Source organism: Corynebacterium sp. 1103A, from assembly GCF_055700955.1.
This window is the reverse complement of sequence record NZ_JASTTF010000029.1, coordinates 1-2,907: the sequence shown is the minus strand read 5'-3', so window position 1 is coordinate 2,907 and position 2,907 is coordinate 1. Positions and strand designations below refer to the sequence as shown.

Sequence of the window (2,907 nt, the reverse complement as noted above, 5' to 3'; positions counted from 1 at the left end):
ACTCGACGGAATACTTTCTAGGCATAGTTCAATCCTTCCTTAGCTGAGGTAGGAACTAAACCCAGGACGCTTCAGTCTCACCTAAGTCCCTACCCTGCTAGAGCTCTATATAGCTCACCGCAATACTTCTTTGGGTGGCCTTCTTTCCAAAAATCAAGGTAACACCTAAACGCACGTATATAATGATATGCGTATATGTCTATATGCACATGCACACATATTTAAAATTTTAAAGACACGCCAAACCGACAAAGGGATTTCCGTAATTGTAAAGCCAAATGCAGCTGCTATGTTGGATGCTTCCCGCCGGATTTCCTTAGTAGTTTCGGTGGTCGTGCAGAAAAGTAGATGCACCTTCCGGTGCGACAAATCCCTGAGCACCGTGATGCTTCCAAGGTACTTTCCGAATTTCGCCCTTACTGTCGAAGTCGTTCAATCAAAAACGACAAGGCTTAGTAGCCTTTTCTTCGAATGGCTATTATAGAAAAGCCTTCTCTGGCTGTGTCGCATCGTCTGGAAGCGACTTCTCCAAGACTTTGTGAGTTACGATGCCAGCTAACTGTTTGCGTTCAGTTACGCCCATCAAGCCCCATCTTCCTTCCTCACGGAATCGTTAGGCCCAAGCATAGACGCTCATTTTCGAGTTCAGCGACAGTTCGGCTGCAACGACATCAGGAGACATGCCGGAGTTGAAAAGCTCGACGGCTTTAAGCTTTGTCGTAAACGGGTAGCGTTTCAGCGTTGTCCGCCGAGTGGGAGAAGATGGTGGTTCAGGCCGCTGTCTAATCCAGCGATGGAAGCTTTTGAACGAGACTCAGTCCCCGCTCTTTTTCCACGCGCTGAAGTCAATCACCAAATGATGTAAAGTGAACTTATGGGATACTTCCCCTATAGCTACGAAACGGATCACAGCATCTACTACGGAGAGCGAACCTCGTGAAAGTTAAGACTTTTCTATGCACGGCAGTAGCACTATTTAGTGGGTTAGCTACGCTCCCCAAGGCAACAGCAGCTCAACCAATTGATTGGACCATTAGCCAGACAATCATTGGCCCAAAAGGAGAAGATCTTCCACTTCGCGTTGGGCAAGGAGACTCCCCCGACAAGATCGGATACGGACTCTCTCATATTAGAGACAGTCATGGCGGATTCGTTCCATCCGCTGGAGAAATCGATACAGTACTGCACAATGATCCAGAATGCAAGGGGGGATTAAATGCAGGAGACGGAAAGAAAGAATGTTCTCATCCGATCGACGGAAGGGTGATGACAGTTGTCGCTACTGAACGAGTAGATCCGGCGAGCGGTGATGGACGTCCTGTTGGCATAATTACCGCCTTTTACCGGTAGGTGATACTAATTAGTAACAATTTTCCATTCGCTGATCGCGAGCTAGCTTTCATGAAAAGTATCTGTGATCAAATGTTCCTAAGCCATGCTCTTCCAGATGGAACGCTTTTAGCGGGTTCGGGAATTCAATATGGGAGAGACGAAGATTACCCCGGCGGTTCTCTTTGGTACTACTTCGATCTTTTTAATCCCGATCTGCATGATGGAAACATTGCTCGTTTTTGGGGAAGGTTCCCAGATCTAAACAAAGATGAAGGAACTATTGAATTCGACGCTATGCTTCAGGCATCTGGTTTTTCAGAGAAGTTCCTAACCTCAAATCCACATAAAGATAACCTCAATATTATTGAGTATGTCCGCAAAGGAAGGTAAAAGTTGTTTTCAAAAAAGAGTGCAGTTATTTTAGGAGTCTCTTTGCTGACGCTATCAACCCCTAGTATTGCACACGCTACCGAGGCTGAACAATACGCACCGGGGGACGCGGTTCCAACAACCATTGATCCAGATGGCTTTATCCCAAAAACACCAAATAAAGGAATTTCTTTCTATGATTCCTCGTCCCCCGCACCAAGCTGTGTTGACGTTCAGCCAGCAGAGGGGATTGTTAAATTGAAAAGCAATTGCCCGAATAAGGTGGGAGTTAAAGTACTAATCGCTTTTGGCAATGACTCAGAGTGCAAAATACTCGCGCCAAATGAAGAATATGAGCACCATTACCGTAGTCTAAAGTTCCCGAAGTCTCGATTTGACGGTGCTATCTCCTGCTAGAGATTTTATCATCTGCCAAAATCACTTTCAGTAACTTCCTACATCATAGGATCGCCTCAAATGGCTTAACCCTGCCCCCTCACCCGCTTATTTGCTTTCAATAAAGTCGACGACGCTATCGGCGGTAAGGGGGTACCCTCTATAATTAATTCCCCAAACTAAGATGCAAACGGAAACCAAAAGTTCCCCCTCTAAAGTGAACTGATCCCCATTAGTCGGACTGAGAAATCAGTTACCTACTAGTGGGGAGCAGTTGTATGCGCGCACGGTTGTATGCGCGCACGGTTGTCTGCAGGACAACAGGAAGACTTAGTGGCCCTTTTGAGAAGGGTTTTGGTCACCGAGCTGCAGCTCATCATGTTGGTGTTGGTGTTGATCCAGTTCGTGCTTTGTTTCGTCAGTTCTTGTTACATGGCAAGCTGTGCCTTGTGGAAAAGCCTTCAAAGCAGCAGTACTCCTTCGAGGTCAAAAGGAAGTTGTCCAACGACATCTCACCTGCGAGTCAAAGATGATTCTTGCCCGTGAGCTTGGCCCGTCGTCGGACCAAGTGGTCGAATATTGGTTACGAAAATGGCGCAAAGGCGACGATGACGCGTTAAAGCCGAAGGGTTGCGTCCGCTAGCGTGGTGTATCTGTAGGAGAGTGTCTGATGGTTTGTGTGTGGGTTTCCAACCTGCATGAGGAGATGGACCAGAATGACTACTGTGGCACGACGAGATCCGGCTGATAAGGCCAAGATTGATGCGATTGAAAAGAAGCTTCTTGCTAACCCTGAAATCGCGAAACTGA

At 46.9% G+C, this 2,907-nt stretch carries 3 protein-coding genes and 1 pseudogene; all 4 read left to right on the top strand.

The features are described from left to right. Positions 1 to 936: 936 nt before the first annotated feature. Positions 937 to 1,350, top strand: a complete 414-nt coding sequence (locus QQS52_RS11455) for a hypothetical protein (protein WP_472773954.1) — start codon at positions 937 to 939, stop codon at positions 1,348 to 1,350. A 51-nt stretch (positions 1,351 to 1,401) separates the two neighbouring features. After that, entirely contained in the window at positions 1,402 to 1,722 is a 321-nt protein-coding gene (locus QQS52_RS11450; RefSeq protein ID WP_472773953.1) for a hypothetical protein, read from the top strand. Positions 1,723 to 1,725: 3 nt separating this feature from the next. Then, positions 1,726 to 2,118 carry a hypothetical protein gene (locus tag QQS52_RS11445; RefSeq protein ID WP_301733086.1) on the top strand — a complete coding sequence of 131 codons (393 nt, stop codon included), beginning with the start codon at positions 1,726 to 1,728 and terminating at the stop codon, positions 2,116 to 2,118. 419 nt (positions 2,119 to 2,537) lie between these two features. Next, positions 2,538 to 2,725, top strand: a pseudogene (locus tag QQS52_RS11440) (helix-turn-helix domain-containing protein); the annotation flags it as partial. Positions 2,726 to 2,907: the final 182 nt, after the last annotated feature.

Coding starts and splice junctions, on each gene's coding strand:
- QQS52_RS11450 (WP_472773953.1), top strand. CDS start 1,402: ATGAAAAGTATCTGTGATCAAATGTTCCTAAGCCATGCTCTTCCAGAT.